Source organism: Phaeodactylibacter luteus (assembly GCF_007993045.1).
GTDB classification, from domain to species: domain Bacteria; phylum Bacteroidota; class Bacteroidia; order Chitinophagales; family Saprospiraceae; genus Phaeodactylibacter; species Phaeodactylibacter luteus.
In genome coordinates, this window is sequence record NZ_VOOR01000006.1 from 156,094 (window position 1) to 175,037 (window position 18,944).

Here is an 18,944-nt window from a genome sequence, read left to right on the forward strand (position 1 = left end):
GCTCCGTACAATTTTCGGATTTGTGCATCTAAAAGGTAGCTTTTTCGTTATTTCCTATGTTGGCTACTTACTTTTTCAGGCCACAGCGCCATAGGAAAAACATCAACATGCAAACCGGCACTTTTCCAGAAATACTGACAGCCGCACAAGAATATGTGGCAGCGCTCCTGAACGACCAACTGACCAGCAACCACCTCTACCACGATCTGCAGCATACCTTGCGGGTATGCCAAATGGCACGCGAGCTCGGGGCCGCTGAAGGGCTGGGAGAGGAGGACCTGGAAGCACTCGAGCTGGCAGCCCTTTTTCATGATACAGGCTTCACCAAAACCTACGAAGGCCACGAAGCCATCAGCAAGCTGCTGGCGGCTCAGTTCTTAAGCACACAGGCTTATCCTGAAGAGCGCCTAGCCCAAGTGCTCGACCTTATCGAAGTGACCTACCCGCCTAAAGTCCCCCAAACCTTGCCAGAAAAAGTGCTCTGTGATGCTGACCTCAGCAACCTTGGGCATACCGCCTACTTTGACTACCTACAGTCTCTCCGTCATGAGTGGCGCTTCTTCCTCAACCAGGAATACGCCGATGAAGAGTGGTTTGCCCTGAATTATAAATTCGTAAAAAAGCACACCTTTTATACCGAAGCCGCTCAGCAGCGCTTGGGCGAGCAGTGGAATGCTAACCGTAAACAGCTGAAAAAACTGCGGGATAGCTACCGCGAAGCGCCCGCTAAACAAGACAAGGAGCAGGCACTCCCCGGTGCCATTAGCAATAATAAAAGCGCGCAGACCATGTTCAAGACGAGCCTTCGCAATCATCTTGACCTTAGCGCTCTGGCCGATAACAAAGCCAATATCATGCTGAGCGTCAATGCCCTTATCATTACCATCGCTACGCCATTGGCCGCCTCCTATGTACGCCATAATACCTTCGCCCTCATTCCTGCGATCCTGCTGTTGGCTACCTGCCTAGCCTCTATGATTTTCGCTACCCTTGCCACCAGGCCTATCAAAATGAAAGGGGAGACGAGCAGCCATGATATTGAGCAGTCGAAGTCCAACTTGTTCTTTTTTGGCAATTTCTTCCGCATGGACTACGAGCGCTATGAACATGGCATGCTGGAGGTCGTACGGGACAATCAGAAGCTGGACAGCTCTATCATGAGAGACCTCTACTTCCTCGGCAAATCGCTGGGGCGGAAGTACCATCAGCTCCGCATCTGTTATACCATCTTTATGTGGGGCATTATCATTACGGTTTTTGCTTTTGCATTGACGTATAACCTGGCCTCGAACTAGCTATTTCAAACCCGAGCCGCCTTAACCGGGCCTGTTGTTCCCTGCTCCACATCTTGGTATTGCTGTTTGGGATAGATATGGGGCCTGCCCCTGCCTTGAGGGCAGGTGCCGCTATGCTCCGGGGCTCGCTATCCGCTCGGCCCTATCGGGCTTTCACCCCTTCGCAGCGCTAGGCCGGTGCCATGATAGGGCCTAAATTATGTATGGAGGTATTTTGGCATACGCCCCAAGAGGAAGCACCTGATTTCAAGAAACCGCTTTAGGATGACGCCCTGCAAGGACGGTCAGTTCCTGCCCACGCGCTCAGGGCTCAGCGGCAGCCGGGCAGGGGCCGCCCCAGCTGAGCTCCGGTAAAGGCGGGCTGTTTCTTGTATGGTCTTGGCAATGGGCGTATACTGGAAGTTGAAGACCGCCTTAGATTTAGCATTGTCATAAAAGAACACCCGGCTGGAATTGTAGGCCGCTTCTTTGGTCAGGAAAGGGCGCTTGCCCGATAGCTTGGCCTGCAGCCATGCAACACGCCAAGCGATGCCCCGCAACAGTTTGCCAACCTTAAACCGTGGGGCCGGCCGGCCTAGCGCACCTGCAATTTCGGAGAGCAGCTGTTGGTAGGAATAGTGCTCCGCATTGAGTATGAATCGCTCGCCAGCAATATCACTGGCCATCAGCCTGGCCATGAACCAAGCCACATCGCGCACATCCACTAAGCCTGTAGTGCCCGCTGGGTAGAAGCGGAACCCCTTATCTATTGTTGGGAAAAAGTGAGGCGGACCGCTTTCCCAAAAGCCAGCGCCAAGTACGATGGCCGGATTGACGACGGCTACCGTCAGCCCTTCAGCCTGGCCGCGCCATATCTCCTGTTCCCCCTGAAATTTGCTGATGGCATACCGAGTGTTGAAAGGGCTGCGCTCCCATTTTGCCTTTTCGGTAAGCGTTACCCCCTCCTTCGTACGGCCAAGGGCTGCTATAGAACTGATGTAGACCAGCTTCTCGATGCCTAGGTGGAGTGCCGTATTCACGAGCAGAGCAGTCCCTTCTACATTCACCTTTTGCATGGCACTGAAATCAGCGGGGTTGAAAGAAACGACGGCTGCACCATGGAACACATGCGTACAGCCCCGCATCGCATCCTCTACCGCAAAAGGGTCAAGGAGGTCGCCCTCCACCCATTCTACCTTTCCCTCCAGCCCCTGTACCAAGCGCATATCACTGCCCGGGCGCTTTAAGCATCGTATATTGGTGTAGCCGTCGGCCAGCAGTTGCTGTAGCAGATGTGCACCGATAAACCCCGTTGCACCAGTAATGAGAATAGGAGAAGAGTGGTTCATACTTTGTGGTTCTTACAATTGGCCCAAGTGCAGTGCTCCACCGCTCACAGGGCGGCGGCTTCCAGTTACGGAGGGCAATACATTGGGGAGCCCTTGTAGGCGCAAAGCGCCCATTAGGGCCATGAGGAGGGCTTCCTTAAAGTTGATAAGCTGTGAGGAGGCGGGCGCTACATTGAGGCCGAGGCTAAGCGCTTGGCACGATTCCTGGATACAGTCCATAAGGAAGCTATTGAAAGCGCCGCCACCAGTGGCCAACAGTTGGAGGGGCCTTTGGGTGGATACCCTTTCTCGCTTGATGATGGCTGCTACAGCCATCGCCGTATGATGGCCAATTTGCCGGCAGGCAGTGTGCAGCCGGTCTTCCACGGCCGCGCCCCATTGTTGGTAAATGGGGATATGGGCTTCTCTTACCCAGTCATTCCCAAGAGACTTAGGGTAGGGCTGATGATGGTAAGGCAGAGCATTTACTTTCTCAAAAAGGGCGGGTATCATGCGCCCGCTGCGGGCAATAGCGCCCCCTTTGTCATAAGGCAGCCCCAGCTCTGCACAAAGGGCATTGAGGACTTGATTGGCCCCCGTGATATCAAAAGCGACATAACCATCCTGCCTCTTGGCGCTGATATTGGCTATGCCCCCTAGATTGAGCATAAAATCTTGTTCGGGGAAGAGCAGCTGATCTGCAATAGGGGCAATGGGGGCACCTTGGCCGCCAAGGCTCATATCCTGGCTCCTGAACTGGTCTATGGTTGTAATGCCCGTAACCCCAGCCATGGCCGCCCCATCGCCAATCTGTAGGGTCATTTGATGTTCTGGATAGTGGAAAATGGTGTGCCCGTGAGAGGCAATAGCATCAATGCTTTCTATACCGCTCTGGCTAAGGAAGAGCTTGGCCTGTTCCCCAAAGTAACGCCCCAGCTCAGCGTGGGCCAATGCTAGTTCATAGGCATCGGCCGACGGCAGGGCAGCCAGGCGCTCGGCCCAAGCCGTGGTGTACGGCAGGGTGTCAGCAGCAATAATGGACCAGCTCTCGGGCACTGGGCTATTGCCCTGAAAAGCAAACCTGCAGACCGCTGCATCTACCCCGTCTAGCGAACTGCCAGACATGAGGCCGAGCACTGTGTATTCCCTCATGGGCCCCATTTACGGTTTTAGTTTCATGGTGTACTTGGCTACCGCTTTGATCTCGTCGGCATCCAACAGCGCTTCAAACGCAGTCATGGCGTTCCGGCCATTGGTGATCACTGCAACGCGCTCTTCAAGCTTGAGCTTAGATTCCTGTAGGTTGAAAGCCCCGCTCGCGCCCATGTCCCCGTAAAGGCCGTGGCAGGTTACACAATATTGCTTGTAAATTTTTTCTCCGTCCGGCTTGTCCGCTGCCGCTACTGCCTGAGCATTCGCTGAGGAGCCTGAAGTTGTCGAAGCGCTCTCGCTGCTTCCTCCGCAAGCCATGATGAAGGCTGCAATGCCCAAGGATACGATTGTCTTTTTCATGGTGTTCCGTTGATTTTTGGCAGGCCGGATGCAGCCCGTCTGCCGGGCTGCATCCGGCCTAGGGTGAAGTATTTGCAAGGTAAACAAAAATGTTAAGTTAGGGTTGGGCATTAGACAGACTTGTCGGCCGTGGTGAGGAGGTGGGCGGTTGTCTCCGGACGCTCGTAGGTTTTGGGCAACCCCGGGCGATAGATTTTTGTTAAATTGTCGGAAAGTGCATTTACGGGCCGGCCTGCACAGGCTTACGGCTGCTCCATCCTATAAATAAAACCTGACTCAATGAGCCAAAGCAAGTTAATTACCTACGGAATCATTGTCTTTATCGGCTTGATTGCCATCCTTACTTTTTCCAATGCTACCTTCCTGACCATCGAGTCTGGAGAGCGAGGGGTCCTCTTCAAAAGATTTGGGGGCGGATTGGACAAAGAGAATATTTATGACCCGGGGTTTCACGTGATCGCCCCTTGGAATGTCATGTATGTTTATGATATCCGGGAAAAACAGCTCGACGAGGACATGACTGTGCTGTCGAGCAATGGACTGAACATTAAGGTGGAGGTGACGGTAAGGGTCAACCCCCGCTATGACAATATCGGAGACCTGCACGAAAAGTTTGGCCCCCAGTATATTGAGAGCCTGGTACGCCCCGAAGTCCGGTCTTCTGTCCGGGAAATCATCGGCCAGTTCTCGCCCGAAGAGCTCTACTCCACAAAGCGCAATGAAGTGCAAATCATGATTCAGGAGGACCTTAACGAAAACTTGGGTGAAAACTACGTTGACCTCCGCGCGACCCTGATCCGCAATATCGAGCTGCCAGATAAAGTGCGTGCTGCCATCGAGTCCAAAATCGAAGCAGAGCAGCAGGCCTTAAAGTATGAGTATATCCTGCAGCAGGAGCGCAAAGAAGCCGAGCGTAAAATCATCGAAGCGGAAGCCAAGTCGGAGTCTAACCGCATTCTTAGCGCTAGCTTGACCGATAAAATCCTACAGGATAAAGGCATTGAAGCTACCCTGCAACTGGCCAACTCGCCCAATTCAAAAGTGATTGTGGTAGGTGGTGGGGACAAAGGCGGGCTGCCGCTCATCTTGGGCAATAATTAAAATGGCGGCAAACATGCTGCTTGGGCCGGATTCGAATGCATGCTGTCCAGCCTACTCCCTGTAAAGGCCTGGCAGGACATAACCGGCCGAGCCCCATGAAGATGGGGTTTTGAGATGCCCCCTTCGTGGTATATTTGTATCGACAATTTTGATACTTATCTGGCGATCAGTACGATTGTAAGATAAGGGGGAATCTAAAGGGCCCGTAAGCAAGAACCGCTTACGGGCCTTCTTTGTGGGATACCCGTCTTGCTCTGCCCGACTTTTCGCCAACAGTGAGTAACTTTAGCCGGCAGGCTGTACTGCCTGCTAAGTATATTGAATCCCAAATTATGAACACTTCTACTATTGAAGCCTGTATTGTCGGTGCTGGCCCAGGCGGGGTAGCCACAGCCCTTAAGCTCAGCTATCTCGGGATCCCGAGCCTGCTGATCGATAAAGCGGCTTTCCCACGTGATAAAGTATGCGGTGATGCCATTAGTGGCAAAGTAACGACCCTCCTTAACCGGCTGGACCCCGCCATCTTGGAACGGTTCAATGCACGCCCGATCCAATCGGATGTGTGGGGCATCCGGTTTGTCTCGCCCGACAACAAAAACCTCAATATCCCTTTTAAGCCTAATTATGTCAGGGAAGCTACCTCCGCCCCCGGTTATGTCGCAAAAAGGCTGGACTTCGACGACTTCCTCATCGGGGAGGTGAAGAGGAGGGCAAATATTGAATTTTGGGAGGGTGTAGAGGTCAGCACTTACCAAAAGCAGCCCAACGGCTGGGCGGTAGGCACCAAAGACGGGCGCACTATTCATTGCCGGATGCTCATAGCTGCAGATGGCGCCTATTCTGCTTTCAGCAGAAAACAGGCCGGGCTGGCAAAAGACCCCAAGCATTACGCCGCTGCAGTCAGGGCTTATTACAAAGGCGTGGCCGGGCTAGACAAAGACAACTTCATCGAGCTCCACTTCATCAAGGCGATCACGCCGGGTTATTTTTGGATATTCCCTCTGCCTGATGGGCAGGCGAATGTCGGCTTGGGCATGCGCAGTGATATCATGGCCAAACGCGGCTTTAACCTGCGCGAAGAACTGGATAAACTGTTGCGGGAGCATCCTGTATTGAGCGCGCGCTTCAGCCAGGCAGAGCTCATTGGCAAAGTCAAGGGCTTTGGGTTGCCACTGGGGTCCAAACGCCGCTCAATTTCCGGAGATCACTATATGTTGGTTGGCGATGCGGGGCATCTCGTCGACCCGCTCACGGGAGAGGGGATCGGCAATGCTTTCTACAGTGGGTTTATTGCTGCTGAACAACTACAGCAATGCATAATGGCCGAGGATTATTCTGCCGCTTTTCTGAAAGCCTACGATAAGCGGGTAGACCGGGTGCTAGGCTCTGAAATGAGGCTGAGCTACCGCCTGCAGAAAATGCTGATGTACCCCGCTATTGTGAACCTCATTGCCAGTATCATCGCTGGCAACCAAAAAGTCATTGAGGTACTATCAGGCATGTACAATGATTTTAGCCTTAGGGAACAGCTGGCCCGCCCAGCCTTCTGGCTAAAAATGTTTTTGAAAAAAAAGCAGTGACCAACCAACCTAAAGCCCTAATAAGCCTTCTTTAATACGTACAAACAGTTGGAAATGGCTTGAAACAGCTTTTTCGCAAGAAAAAATGCTCAGACGGGAACTTTTTTCAATAAAATTGGGTCATTATAACAACTGATTGCATTTTAAACTTGAATACAACGCAGAAAACATCTTGACAAAGCAATATTCTAGCTTGGATTGATGTTCTATCAGCATAAAACCTAATTTCAACGTTGGTTTAAAGTTTCATAAACTAGTGAGTGTAAAGCGGCAGTCTTCCGTTTCTTCGGAAGGCTGCCTTTTGTTTGTGCTCACCCCCTAGCCTTCCGGCTTTTCCGGGCACCGTAAAACAGGAGGGCTGCGCCCATTGTGGCCACAAAAAGCCCGCCCCTCACAAAAGACAAGCTTAGGGGCTCTTCTCCGAATTCCCGCTCCACCTGAAGTACATCTTCGATTAGCGTCTGACTGAAAGCTACAGCGAGTATGCCCAAAAGGAGGAAAAGGGCACCGGCAGCTATGATTTTTTTAGAGGTCGGCATGATGATAGCTGATCATTTAGTAGGCTTGATGCGCCGGGGAGCATTGCAGGGCTGAAATGTCGCTTCCCTCCCCACGTTATGCCTTTTCCAGCCGCTCAGCTCAGGCTCAGCTCCTGAAGGAGCGCAACCCAAAACATTGCAGGCGTTTATGCTGTTGTCTAGCATTGGCCTAGCGCTGCGCAGGGGTGTAAGCCCGATAGGGCCGAGCGGATAGCGAGCCCCGTAGCATAGCGGCACCTGCCTTGCGGCAGGGGCAGGCCCCACCTGAGAAAGCCAGCGTATGGTTGAGAACAGTTCATTTGCCTGCCCCACCTGCCCGGCGCATCAAGTCTGGTGATGAAAAAGCCTGCTGACGGCCGTTGGTGGCCAGCAGGCCTTTACCTAGTTCTAGAGCTCAAAATATGCTCGTAACAACTCTTTTTTAGCAAATTGGTTGTGCAAGGCGCTAGCGAACGGTCCAGCCATTGCCAAAACCTGCTTCAGCCTGCACAAAAACAAGCTTGCCTTCGTTGTTTTCTGCCATCAAAATCATGCCTTGTGATTCCACCCCCCTGAGCTTGCGCGGAGCAAGATTGGCCACGACCACTACCTGTTGCCCAAGAAGTTCCTCAGCTTTATAGTGCTTAGCAATGCCTGAAACCACCGTCCGCTCCTCCGTGCCAAGGTCTACCGTCAGCTTGAGCAGCTTGTTGGCTTTGGGCACAGCTTCCGCTGCGGTGATCGTGCCGGTGCGGAGGTCAAGCTTGGTAAAGTCGTCAAATTCAATGACCGGCTTGGCCGGCTCCCGTTCGATGGGCTCAGCGGCGGCCATCAGCTCCTGTAATTTGGCTTTCTGCTTTTCGATGATCTTTAGCCTGCTGTCATCTTTCCGGTCATGGATTTTTGCGAACAGCAGCTCTGCTTCCCCCAGCTGATGCCCCACAGGCAGCAAGGGCTCGTGCGCAGACAACAGCTGCAAGGCCTGGCTCAGGCTACCGTTGGCCGCGGATTCCAGGCCAAGGATCCGCCTTAGCTTATCGCTGGTAAATGGGATGAAAGGAGCGCTGAGCAGGCTCAGCAAGGCCGCCACCTGAAGCCCCACAAACATATGGTCTTTTATCTCTTGGCTTTCCGGGTCTGTCTTGTAGATCGCCCAAGGGGCTTTATCCTGTAGGTAGGTATTGCCCCAAGAGCTGAGCTCCATCAGAGCGAGCGCTGCCGTACGGAAATTGAACTGCTCGAGGTCGTGGGTGAGGCGCGCTGCAATTTCGCGTACCGGCCCGAGAGCTGCTCCGAGGCTCAGGCTGCAGGCAGGCACTTCCCCATCAAAGTACTTATGGGTAAGGACAACCACGCGATTGATGAAGTTGCCAAGATTATCTGCCAGCTCTTTGTCATGAAATTCTACAAACTCGTCCCACTTGAAGTCTGCGTCCCGGTTCTCCGGCATATTCCGGATCAAGGCATACCGCAGCGCATCCTCTTTGTTGGGGAAATCTGCAAACTCCTCCAGATATTCGTGCTGCTCGATCCCCCAGCCACGGGATTTTGAGAATTTTTGCCCTTCAAAGTTGAGGAATTGGTTGGCCGGAACGTTTACCGGCAGGTTGTAGCTGCCATAAGCTTTGAGCATAGCAGGGAAAACAATACAATGGAAAACAATATTATCCTTGCCGATAAAGTGTACCAGCTGTGTATCAGGGTTTTTCCAATAGGCTTCCCAGTCTTTCCCGTTTTCTTCAGCCCAGGCGCGAGTGGCAGAGATGTAGCCGATCGGGGCATCAAACCAGACGTAAAGCACTTTCCCCTCTGCCTCCTGTAAGGGCACAGGGATGCCCCAGTCAAGGTCCCGGGTGATGGCCCGGGGCTGCAGCCCGCTATCGAGCCAGCTCAAGCATTGCCCGGTGACGTGCCGCTTCCAAGCTTTAGCGTCGTGGTGCGGCTGTCCGTCCAAGTCGCCATTCAAGATCCAATCCCTGAGCCAGCCCTCATGTTTGTCCAGCTTGAAGTACCAGTGTTTGGTCGTCCGGAGCACTGGCGCTTTCCCACTGAGCGTAGAGCGGGGGTTGATGAGCTCCGTAGGGGAAAGGTCAGAGCCACAGTTCTCGCATTGGTCCCCGTAGGCTTCTTCGTGGCCACACTTAGGGCAAGTGCCTGAAATGTAGCGGTCTGCAAGAAACTGATCGTAATCCTCATCGTAGTATTGCTCCTGTTCGCGCTCCTCAAATTCGCCCCCTTTCTCGTACAGGCGGGTGAAGAATTCCTGTGCGGTCTCGTGGTGGATCGGCTCGCTTGTACGGTGGTACATATCGAAAGAGATGCCCAGCTTTTCAAAGGTGCCTTTGTTCAGCGTATGGTACTTATCTATGATCTCCTGTGGGGATGTCCCTTCTTTTTTAGCCCGTATGGTAATAGCAGCGCCATGCTCATCCGATCCGCATACCCAGACTACGTCGCGGCCCATAAGCCTCAGGTAGCGGACATAGATATCGGCGGGGAGGTAAGCACCGGCAAGGTGCCCCAAGTGAAGGGCTCCGTTGGCATAGGGTAGGGCAGAAGTAACGAGGTATCTCTTGCTCATGATATGTTTTAAGCGGTTTCAGCAATCGTTCAGCGAGCGGAGAAGTAAAGGCTAGGGGGCCTTGCTTCAAAGAGGGGCTCTAGCCAGCAACAGCACTAAGCCCCTTCCGCCTGCGTTCTGCCGCAAAACTAAAAGGTTTATGGCAAATCCGTACCTTTTACAGGGGGCACGATGATAAAAGTGATGCTAAAAACGGGCTACAGAAAGATTTGGTTCCGCAAAAGAGGGGAAAGGGGAGCTCCTCCAGCCATACCGCGGAAGGGGCCCGCGGCCATATTAATCCCAAGTTTTAAGATGAGGGGGTGGAGCTAGGTTGCAGTTTTTATGGGGCCACCCCTGCCTAACGGCACGGGCCGCTACGCTTCGGGGCTCGCTATCCGCTCGGCCCTGCCGGGCTTGCACCCCTCCGCATCGCTTGTCCAATGCCACTGTAGTGGCTTGGGCTGCCCTCTGCCGCAGCATTGCAGCAATGTCAGTTAGGCTTGCCCTGCAAATTTAGGTGAAGCTGTCGAAGCTACAGCCTGGGAGGCTGTGCTTAGGATGCTATTGCCATACGGGGAGAAGTGGAGCCCCAGTGCAGTTGGCTGATTTCCCAAAGCTCGCGCGAAGTGAGGCACGACAGCTGAACGAGCAAAGTGCCATGCTCAAACCTGAGCTGATAAGTGGCTGCCTGCAGTGAAGTATCGTACTCCCGGTAATCCAACTGCTTTACATATTGCAGTGGGCCGGTAAGGTGAGCGGCATGCTGTGAAATGCCTTCCAAAAACCTGCTGAGGGCCTCCATAGGCTGTGGTGCCGGCGCATTATTTATGCCAATACTGAAAATTGCAGTCCTGATTGCTAAGTGGTCCATGGGAGCATTTTATATAACATACGGTGAAATAGGCAGCATGGATTTTTGGAGCGCCGCTTACAGCACAAATATTAACCGGCCTGTCTAGCATCACTTGCCTTGCACCACTTTGGAAGCGCCAAATTTTAACATTTACCGGGCAACAAAGCAAAAACCAGGCGCGTTATAGAGGTGAATTTCGAACAACACAGCGTAAATTCGCTGACAAGATTTATAACTGGGGTTTAGTTTTTTTGGAGTGTAGCGGTTTTGCCGCTACACTTTCTTTATGCCCTAGTGCCTTAAGTCATAAATCTCTGATACTTAAGTTGAAGTTGTTTTCCGGCTAATCAAGGCGAAGGTTCGCGACTTTAGCCCGAGCTAAAGGAGCGGTTCTTTAACGAAGAGTAGGCGGAAAAGAACGAAACTTGGGGTGTCAAGGATTTATGGCTTGAGGCACTAGCCTTTCCTGCAGCCTTCTGCTCAATTATGCCTGCCCGCATATTTTTTTTGTAATTTCCCGCCCGATTTAAGAGCTGCCGAGCTGTCCTGTCCATATCATTTGTACGAGGTGAGCGGGCGAGCTGCTTTTCAAGACCATATAAGCCATAACCCAGAAAGGCGGAGCTTTTCTGAAGAGATGAAACCTACATGCAGCTGACACCCTTTCGCGCGACATACCCATTGCTAGATGAGGTTGAATCGCCCAAAGATTTTTTCAGTAATGTGAAGCAGGATTATCGGAAGTACTATGCCTCCGGCCTGTTCGGCCGTTTCGGCCGCCCCGGGCTCTACATTTACAGTATCCGTAAGGCTAGCCATGTGTATACCGGAGTCATGGGCGGGGTAGCGGTAGAAGACTTTCTCGAGGGGCGGATCCGTAAGCACGAGCACACCATAGCAGAAAAGGAAGCCAAACAGCTGCAGCTCCTAAAATCCAGGCAGGCAGCGGTCAAACCGGTCCTGCTAGCACATGAGCCCGTTCCAGAACTGCAAGCCTGGCTTGAGCGGTATACGCAGGCCTGCCAACCTGTCTTGGCCGTCCCTTTCGAAGATAAAGAAGAGGAACACCTCATTTGGGCGGTGGAAGAGCCGGAGCATATCCACTGGCTGCAGGGCATTTTCCGGCAGCAGGTCCCTGTCTCCTACATTGCCGATGGGCACCACCGGACCTTCACCGCCGTTGAAATGTACCAACGCATGAAAAACGGTGAGGAAAAAGAGGTGTATTCCAGCTTTTTTGCAGCTTTCTTCCCTTTTCAGCATATTGAAATATTCGATTTCAACCGGGTGGTCTCCAGCCTTAATGGCCATTCCCCGGCTACTTTTGTAGCGCATCTGTCCCATTGGTTCGAGGTCGCAGTATTGCAGGCCCCATCCCGCCCCTCCCGAAAATTTGAGGTCACCATGCTGCTGCAAGGGCAATGGTATCTGCTCCGTTGGAAAGAGCGGGTGCTCCTTGAATATGCCGATAAAGAGGTACTCCTCGATGCCATGCTGCTCAATCATAAAATTATGGCAGGCCTATTGGGCATAGAGGATGTCCGCAATGATAAAAGGATTTATTACGTAGAAGGCCCGAAGGGTGTGAAGGGCGTTGCCAAGCAGGTCGAGAAACACGAAGAGGCAGTGGCGTTTTGCCTTTATCCTGTACAGATGCAGGAAGTGATGAAAATAGCAGACTTGGGCAAGGTGCTGCCCCCTAAATCCACTTGGTTTGAGCCACGGATGAAAAATGGCCTGCTGGTCCAGGCCTACCATTAAAAATACTGCCCTGCAGGGCATCCAGCTCCGGAAAACAATAAAAAATCATGCGTAAGATAACAGCAGACTACATCTTCCCGGTTTCCTCACCTCCTATCCCCGGAGGCGTGGTCATTGTAAACGAAGAAGGGCGGGTGCAAGCAGTAGAGCCCCGTGAGGGACATGACCCCGCCACTCTGGAAGCTCACAAAGGGGCGATTGTCCCCGGCTTTATCAATACTCATTGCCATCTCGAGCTCTCCCACATGAAGGGGAAGGTGGACACCGGCACTGGCTTGCTGCCTTTTTTGCAGAAAGTCGTTCAGTTTAGGGACATCCCCATGGAAGAGATACAGGCAGCTATCGATCAGGCCGACCAAGAGATGTACGAAGCCGGCATCGTAGCCGTGGGCGATATTTCCAACAAAATAGATACTGCGGCTCGGAAGCGGCAAAGCCCCATCCGCTACTACACCTTCGTAGAGATGTTCGATTTCCTACAGGAAAGCATGACCGAACAGTCCTTTGAAGGGTACAAACAAGCTTATGACGGGCAAGCACATGGAGAGGGCAATGTCAGGGTGGCTGTGCCACATGCGCCTTATACGGTTTCGCCCGGGCTATTCCGGAAAATCAACCAGCTCAACCCTGCAAGCGGAATAACCGTGAGCATCCATAATCAGGAAACTACGCACGAAGACGAGTTCTTCCTGAATATGGAGGGGGGCTTTATCGGCTTTTACGAAGGCTTCGGCTTCCCGGTCTCTCACCTGCAGGCTACCGGGAAAACCTCCATCCATTACGCTATGCAGCATATGAACCCAGGCTGCCGCACTTTGTTTGTGCACAACACCATGACAACAGCAGCGGATATCCGGGCAGCACACGAGTGGAGCCCGCAGGTCTATTGGGCAACTTGTGCCAATGCCAACCTTTACATCGAAAACCGGCTGCCAGACTATCAGGCTTTTTTGGACGAAGGCGCAAAAATGACCATAGGCACGGATAGCCTCACCTCCAACTGGCAGCTGTCTGTATTGGAGGAGCTGAAAGCCATTGCCCGCTACAAGTCATTCATTCCATTCGGAACTTTGTTGCAGTGGGCAACGCTGAATGGGGCGGAGGCTCTTGGGTTTGAGGATGAGCTGGGCAGCATAGCCCCTGGCAAAAAGCCGGGCCTCAACTTGCTCAGCCTCGATGAAAGCCTCCGCCTGCAGGCTGATACGCAGGTAAGGCGGTTGCTTTAGCGGAAAGCCCAGGCCATAGCCGGCCATACGCCAACAATAGGGTGGGGGGCGCGTTGCAGTTGTTGTTGCAAAAGGAGCCAGCCCTGGAGGAAATCGTAGCCGAAGGCTTGAAGGTCAGAAAGGCTGCAATCTTCACAGGACAGCACGAAATCTACAGTTTGGCTGAGCAGCGGCTCTAAGTTTTCGGGATAGCCCAGGAGATAGGCATCGCCGGGCTGAATTTCCGCTAATGCAATGGGGGTATAAGGGCAGGGCTCAATAGGGCGTTCCATCCATTGCAGGGCATGCAGCAGCGGGACTCCGCTCAGCTCAATCTTGTGGGGGGTAGCCTGAAGGTAAGGAGCGGAAGAGCTGGGCTGAAGTGAGAAGGAGGCAGTAGGGGCCTGAGCGGATAGCCCATAGGCTGAGATGATCAGGCACAGACCTGAAATCAGGGTGTTCAGTGTTTTCATTTTCTTTGGTTTTAGGGAGTTTTCTCGGGGGCTTCCGGGGAAGCATCATTATATAGACGCAGGAAGGCTGAAATTCCATAACTCAAGGCCAAAAAAATGGAGGGGCAGGCCTTTGAGCTGAATATCGCCCCCGCCCGTATTCCTAGCTGCTAAATGCATGGCTGCGAGGAGGAAAAAGCCTATCTTTGCACGTTCAGCTAGAAAGGTACCCTGGCAGCAGGGCCTGCTTGGCTGTTGGCGCCGCTCAATAATGGGCAGCCATCCTGGGCTTACTATTAAGCCAAGCACGATTTTCGATATCATGAATAACAATATTGTAGCCATTGTCGGGCGCCCTAACGTGGGCAAATCAACACTTTATAACCGCTTGATCGGTGAGCGGCAAGCCATCATCGATGATATAAGCGGGGTGACCCGCGACCGGCAGTATGGCACTTCCTTTTGGAATGGCAAAACCTTTACCGTTGTCGACACAGGCGGGTTCGTGAAAAACTCCGAAGATGTTTTTGAGTCCGCAATCCGCTCTCAGGTCAATATCGCTATAGAGGAGGCCCGCGTGATCGTCTTTATGGTGGATGTGACCACCGGTATTACCGACCTCGACGAGGAAGTGGCCGGCATGCTCCGCCGTAGCGATAAACCTGTCTACCTGGCAGTCAATAAGGTAGACAACCACAACCGGTTGATCGAGGCGAACGAGTTTTGGAGCTTGGGCTTCGAAAATACCTTCTTCCTTTCTTCCATAACCGGCAGCGGCTCTGGAGAGCTGCTCGACGCTGTGGTAGAGCACATAGAAGAGGACACAGAAACCAATAACGGCCTGCCTAAGTTTGCTATCGTTGGGCAGCCCAACGTCGGTAAGTCTTCCCTCACGAATGCGCTATTGGGGGAAGACCGGAATATCGTCACGGACATTGCAGGCACTACCCGCGACTCCATCCACTCCCGCTACACCAAGTACGACATGGACTTCCTGCTCATCGATACAGCGGGGATCCGGAAAAAATCACGTGTCGCTGAGGACCTCGAGTTTTACTCCGTGATGAGGGCCATCAAAGCTATTGAAGAGGCTGATGTCTGCCTGATGATGATCGATGCCCAAACTGGCGTGGAAGCCCAAGACATGAGCATTCTAAGGCTTGCGCAGCGCCGCAACAAAGGAGTGGTCATCTTGGTCAATAAATGGGACCTTGTGGATAAAGAGACCAATACGGCCCGAGATTACGAAGCAGAGCTGAAGAAGCGCATCGCCCCTTTCAACGACATCCCCGTCCTGTTCATCTCCGTTCATGACAAGCAGCGGATCTTCAAAGCCGTTGAAGAGGCCATGCGCGTTTATGAAAACCGCAACCGGAAGATCAAGACTTCCCAGCTCAATGAGGTGATGCTAGAGGCTATCGAGCGCTACCCGCCGCCTTCTCACCGCGGGCGTTTTGTGAAAATCAAGTACGTCACCCAGCTCCCGACTTACTACCCGGCTTTCGCTTTTTTCTGCAACAACCCCAAGCATGTAAAGGAAAACTATAAGCACTACCTGGAAAACCAGCTGCGCAAACAGTTTGATTTTTCCGGTGTGCCTATCGGTATCTTTTTCCGCCAAAAATAAAACCGGAGCAAAGGGCTGCTCTTCCTTTAGCTGAAGATTGGTGGAGTGTAGCCTTTGGGGAAACCAATGCCGGGCTTATCTTCGGACCGGGTAAAACTTTTGACTTATGCCATTTCTGGATACGCCGATTGATGGGCTGAAGATTTTTGAACCTACGGTTTGGGAAGACGGGCGGGGCTATTTTTTTGAAGCCTATAATCAGGATGCTTTCGCAAAAGCAGGCATCGAAGCCCAGTTTGTTCAGGACAATCAGGCCCGGTCTGTGCGCGGAGTGCTCAGGGGGCTGCATTACCAGGTAGGAGCGCATGCCCAAGCCAAGCTCGTACGGGTAACAGAAGGGGAAGTATTTGATGTCGCCGTCGATATCCGAGAAGGCTCACCGACCTACGGCGAGTGGTTCGGCATTACGCTGAGCGCAGCGAACAAACGGCAGCTCTTCGTGCCCAGGGGGTTTGCACATGGCTATTTGGTGCTCAGCGAGACCGCAGAGTTCTTTTACAAGTGCGATAACTTTTATGCCAAAGACAAGGAAGGCGGCATCCGTTTTGACGACCCCGGTATAGGCATCGACTGGAACGGCTTCGATTTGAGCTCCGCTATACTTTCTGAAAAAGACCAAGTGCTGCCAGTGTTGGGGCACCACCGCAAAGATTAGCCTTCCCCGCTCATCTCATAGCAGCTCCCGCCCAGGCCGGCTTTTTATTTTAGCCGTGTGCCGGGAGCTTCCAATGCCCTCTAAGCTTAGCGTTCCATAACCTGCAGGGGCTTTGCAGGGCAATACATTTGCGTAAGCCTGGAAACAATCAGGATGGCAGCTAGCCCACAGGCCATGGATAAAGTCCGGAAAGGGAACAGGCAGACACCGTCTTCTATCATAGGATAAGGGAGGAGCACGGGAAGCCCCAAAGTGGCATCCCCTCCGCCGAACCTGAGCGCTGCAGCTATGCCGAAGCCTGCAACAACGCCAGGGGTGTTCGCTTTGGGGTCGAACAGGGCTGCACAAAGTGCCGGGAACAATAAGCAGTACACAAAGTCGCTACAGAGGAACCACAGCTCGTACACGCTTTTGATGTTCAAAGCGATTAGGGTCGCTGCCGTCCCAGAGATCCAGATGAGCTTCTTGACCAGCTGGCTCATGTCCAGTTTTTTTCGCGAAAGCGGCTTGACTATGTTCCATCCTGCCATAGAGGAGGCCGAAAGCATGGAAGAGTCTGCTGAAGACATCACCGCTGCTGCGACTGCCCCTAGCCCCACAATCCCGACACCATAGGGCGTAAGGTAACGTATCGCCCAAGGGAGGGTTGATGCTGCATCGGGCGGAGCGGGAAGGCCCATGCCCGCCCAGTCGACAGCTTGGGCTGCTATGCCTATCAAGACAGCGGGGACGGCAGCCAACAGGCATACGAGCCCGGCGACGAGCGAAAGCCGCACTGCGATCTGAGGGGTGCGTGCCGACAATACCCGCTGAAAGTAGACCTGCCAGGGTATCCCTCCAAAAATGAGGAGCAGGGCATAGTCCCACCAGTTCCAGTAATAAGCGCCGAGCGCTTCGCGGGTGGGCCAGAGCTTTGCCGCCTGGCCATAGGTGTCGGTATATATGCCCCATGCTGCCGATAGCCCTCCCGCGCTGCCCATCGCATAGGGGATGGCCAGTGCCAGCCCGCCAAACAAGAGCAAAAGCTGCACAAAGTCAGTCAGGGCAACAGCCCACAGGCCGCCGAGTGCAGTATAAGCCATAGTAATGGCCGCTGAAATAATGATGGCCGCTTGTGTATCGATCCCCGCGATAGCGCCGAAAGTCGTCCCCAACGCGGTGAGTATGGCTGCTGTCCAAAATAGCTCGCCGCTAAGGGCAGGCAGGAACAATAGGCTCACCGCCCGTTGCCCAAACCGCTGCCGGAAGGGGTCGAGCAGTGTCCTGAACCGGTGTGCCCGCATAGTGCGTGCAAAGAAGAGCCCCCCAATGACCAGGCTCAGGGCATAGCCCCAAGGGGCTTGTACCCACACTAGCCCGGCAGTGGCGGTATACTCTGCCGTGCCGTTGATGTACCCGCCGCCTACCCAAGTGGCACTCATGGTGAACACCGCCAGCCATAGCGGCAGCTTGCGGCCTGCTAAAATCAGATGGTCGTCGCTTTTAGAGGTTTCCCGGTTGCCAGCATAGGCGCCCAGCCCAAAAATGACAGCGTAAAATGCCATCATAGACAGGTAAGCCCCCCACTGAAGAGGCTCTTGGGCAAAAGCGTCAAGGGCAAGCCCTGCCGCGCCCAGTAGCACGAGAAGGGCTAGAGCAGGCCGGAAATGGCGCCAGATAAGGGCGGGGCGGTTCATGTAGCGTGGGTTCAAATTCTGAATTGCGGGAAATTACCCATAATTTAGCGCTACTACAAGCGGCAAATCTATGGCAGGTACACATCCGTCTTGGGCAGAGCAGGTGAAAGCCTGGGGTGTCCACCTCTTTACAGCAAGTGGTATTGTCACGGTGTTTTTAGCTCTGCTGGCCGGTGCCAGGCAAGACTTCCCGGAGGCCATGTGGTGGCTGCTCGCTGCCCAATTTATCGATGGGGTAGATGGCACACTGGCCCGCTATTTCCGGGTGGCTGAGGTGTTGCCAGAAATGAGCGGCAAGAGCATTGACTTCGTCATCGATTTTGCAGCATACGCCATCGTGCCTGCTTTCCTCATCTATCAGGCAGGGGTGCTTCCCGAGCACCTTAGCCTTTGGCTTATCGCCCTGGTCTTAGTGGCTTCAGCCTTGTATTATGGCAAGTCGGGCATGATTTCAGCAGACCTTTACTTCGTGGGGTTCCCTGTTATGTGGAATATGGCTGCTTACTTCCTCATTATGGTGTTCAGCTGGCCTGAAGCGTGGAATGCAGCAGTCGTAGCCTTGCTGATCGTACTGCAGTTTGTGCCCATAAAGTTTGCTTATCCTAGCCGCACCCGAGAATGGCGGGCAGGCAATTTGCTGATGTCTGCTTTGATGGTTGTGGCTGTTGTGGCCACGCTCTGGCATGCGCCTCAGCTTCCTTCCATCTGGTTCTGGGCTAATGTGGCAGGCCTGGCTTATTTCGCGGTTTTTGCGGCCGTGGCCAGTTTGGGCCTTGCCGGAGCCCGGGGAAGGGAAAACAATTGAACACTGAAGGCTTGATATTGTTAGGTTTTTTGCA

Annotated in this window: 16 protein-coding genes; 8 read left to right on the forward strand and 8 right to left on the reverse strand. The window is 53.3% G+C overall.

Annotation, left to right across the window (positions count from 1 at the left end; genetic code table 11):
• Nucleotides 1-107: 107 nt before the first annotated feature.
• The gene (locus FRY97_RS04520) at nt 108-1,295 is read left to right on the forward strand and encodes a Pycsar system effector family protein (protein WP_170254494.1); all 1,188 of its coding nucleotides are present in this window, start codon (nt 108-110) and stop codon (nt 1,293-1,295) included.
• Between the two features lie 284 nt (nt 1,296-1,579).
• On the opposite strand, the gene FRY97_RS04525 is transcribed toward FRY97_RS04520, so the two are convergent.
• The 3 genes from FRY97_RS04525 to FRY97_RS04535 are packed head-to-tail and all read right to left on the reverse strand — an operon-like array spanning nt 1,580 to nt 4,114.
• Nucleotides 1,580-2,623 (reverse strand): NAD-dependent epimerase/dehydratase family protein, encoded by a 1,044-nt coding sequence (locus FRY97_RS04525; protein WP_147166240.1) that lies wholly within the window; start codon nt 2,621-2,623, stop codon nt 1,580-1,582.
• Nucleotides 2,624-2,635: 12 nt separating this feature from the next.
• Entirely contained in the window at nt 2,636-3,754 is a 1,119-nt protein-coding gene (locus FRY97_RS04530; protein ID WP_170254495.1) for an anhydro-N-acetylmuramic acid kinase, read from the reverse strand.
• A 9-nt stretch (nt 3,755-3,763) separates the two neighbouring features.
• Nucleotides 3,764-4,114 (reverse strand): c-type cytochrome, encoded by a 351-nt coding sequence (locus FRY97_RS04535; RefSeq protein WP_170254496.1) that lies wholly within the window; start codon nt 4,112-4,114, stop codon nt 3,764-3,766.
• A 279-nt stretch (nt 4,115-4,393) separates the two neighbouring features.
• Between FRY97_RS04535 and FRY97_RS04540 the strand changes: the two genes are divergently transcribed.
• Together FRY97_RS04540 and FRY97_RS04545 are read left to right on the forward strand one after the other, a co-directional pair.
• Complete coding sequence (locus FRY97_RS04540; protein ID WP_147166243.1) at nt 4,394-5,215, forward strand: prohibitin family protein; 822 nt, start codon at nt 4,394-4,396, stop codon at nt 5,213-5,215.
• 332 nt (nt 5,216-5,547) lie between these two features.
• Nucleotides 5,548-6,795, forward strand: coding sequence for an NAD(P)/FAD-dependent oxidoreductase (locus tag FRY97_RS04545; RefSeq protein ID WP_147166244.1), 1,248 nt, complete (start codon nt 5,548-5,550; stop codon nt 6,793-6,795).
• Nucleotides 6,796-7,106: 311 nt separating this feature from the next.
• On the opposite strand, the gene FRY97_RS04550 is transcribed toward FRY97_RS04545, so the two are convergent.
• The 3 genes from FRY97_RS04550 to FRY97_RS04560 all read right to left on the reverse strand — a co-directional run bounded on the left by FRY97_RS04550 (nt 7,107) and on the right by FRY97_RS04560 (nt 10,747).
• Complete coding sequence (locus FRY97_RS04550; RefSeq protein WP_147166245.1) at nt 7,107-7,334, reverse strand: hypothetical protein; 228 nt, start codon at nt 7,332-7,334, stop codon at nt 7,107-7,109.
• 445 nt (nt 7,335-7,779) lie between these two features.
• Nucleotides 7,780-9,894 (reverse strand): methionine--tRNA ligase, encoded by a 2,115-nt coding sequence (metG, locus tag FRY97_RS04555; RefSeq protein ID WP_147166246.1) that lies wholly within the window; start codon nt 9,892-9,894, stop codon nt 7,780-7,782.
• Between the two features lie 535 nt (nt 9,895-10,429).
• A complete protein-coding gene (locus FRY97_RS04560; RefSeq protein WP_147166247.1) occupies nt 10,430-10,747 on the reverse strand; it encodes a hypothetical protein in 318 nt (105 codons plus the stop codon).
• A 630-nt stretch (nt 10,748-11,377) separates the two neighbouring features.
• On the opposite strand from FRY97_RS04560, the gene FRY97_RS04565 reads away from it, so the two are divergent.
• A complete protein-coding gene (locus FRY97_RS04565) occupies nt 11,378-12,490 on the forward strand; it encodes a DUF1015 family protein (protein ID WP_147166248.1) in 1,113 nt (370 codons plus the stop codon).
• A gap of 47 nt (nt 12,491-12,537) precedes the next feature.
• Nucleotides 12,538-13,716: an amidohydrolase family protein gene (locus tag FRY97_RS04570; protein WP_147166249.1), complete on the forward strand. Its 1,179-nt coding sequence runs from the start codon at nt 12,538-12,540 to the stop codon at nt 13,714-13,716.
• Here FRY97_RS04570 and FRY97_RS04575 read toward each other — a convergent pair.
• Nucleotides 13,713-14,168: a hypothetical protein gene (locus tag FRY97_RS04575; protein WP_147166250.1), complete on the reverse strand. Its 456-nt coding sequence runs from the start codon at nt 14,166-14,168 to the stop codon at nt 13,713-13,715. The two genes, FRY97_RS04570 and FRY97_RS04575, sit on opposite strands and share 4 nt — an antisense overlap.
• Before the next feature lie 301 nt (nt 14,169-14,469).
• On the opposite strand from FRY97_RS04575, the gene der reads away from it, so the two are divergent.
• On the forward strand, nt 14,470-15,774 hold the full coding sequence (gene der, locus FRY97_RS04580; protein WP_317131901.1) for a ribosome biogenesis GTPase Der: 1,305 nt from the start codon (nt 14,470-14,472) through the stop codon (nt 15,772-15,774).
• 106 nt (nt 15,775-15,880) lie between these two features.
• Nucleotides 15,881-16,429: a dTDP-4-dehydrorhamnose 3,5-epimerase gene (rfbC, locus tag FRY97_RS04585; protein WP_147166252.1), complete on the forward strand. Its 549-nt coding sequence runs from the start codon at nt 15,881-15,883 to the stop codon at nt 16,427-16,429.
• A gap of 86 nt (nt 16,430-16,515) precedes the next feature.
• Here rfbC and FRY97_RS04590 read toward each other — a convergent pair whose 3' ends face one another.
• Nucleotides 16,516-18,105 carry a sodium:solute symporter family protein gene (locus FRY97_RS04590; RefSeq protein WP_147166253.1) on the reverse strand — a complete coding sequence of 530 codons (1,590 nt, stop codon included), beginning with the start codon at nt 18,103-18,105 and terminating at the stop codon, nt 16,516-16,518.
• Between the two features lie 70 nt (nt 18,106-18,175).
• Between FRY97_RS04590 and FRY97_RS04595 the strand changes: the two genes are divergently transcribed.
• Nucleotides 18,176-18,910: a CDP-alcohol phosphatidyltransferase family protein gene (locus FRY97_RS04595; RefSeq protein WP_147166254.1), complete on the forward strand. Its 735-nt coding sequence runs from the start codon at nt 18,176-18,178 to the stop codon at nt 18,908-18,910.
• Nucleotides 18,911-18,944 lie beyond the last annotated feature (34 nt).